The organism is Streptomyces sp. WM6386 (assembly GCF_000972385.1).
Classification (GTDB): domain Bacteria; phylum Actinomycetota; class Actinomycetes; order Streptomycetales; family Streptomycetaceae; genus Streptomyces.
The window spans coordinates 1-341 of record NZ_JXTE01000701.1 but is presented as its reverse complement, the minus strand read 5'-3'; the positions used below and the strand labels follow the sequence as shown (position 1 = coordinate 341).

At 68.9% G+C, this 341-nt stretch carries 1 pseudogene; it reads right to left on the bottom strand.

The window, feature by feature from the left end:
- Positions 1-75 precede the first annotated feature (75 nt).
- A pseudogene (locus TN53_RS43300) lies at positions 76-341 on the bottom strand (type III polyketide synthase); the annotation flags it as partial.

The following is a 341-nucleotide window of genomic DNA, read 5'->3' as shown; positions in this document are numbered from 1 at the left end:
GGCCAGTCATGGGGTCAGCTTCCTTTGTCCGCGCAGAATTTCACTTGAGCGAGGTTCCGGTGCGTTGCGTCGGACTCAGTCCAGCTCTGCGGGGGCGTCGACGCTCCAGCGGCCCAGCGCCATCTCGGCGGTGATACCGGGGCCGAAGCCGGCGATCAGACCGGTGGCGTCCTGGACCGGGGTGTCCTCCTCGAACAGCCTGCGGGCCGCGTCGAAGACGACCGCGCTGGCGATGTTGCCGTACTCGGTGAGCGTCGCCCAGCTGTGGCGGAACACCGTGCGGTCGACCTCGAGGAACTTGGCGAGGTCGTCGAGGATGCGCGGACCGCCGGCGGGGACGA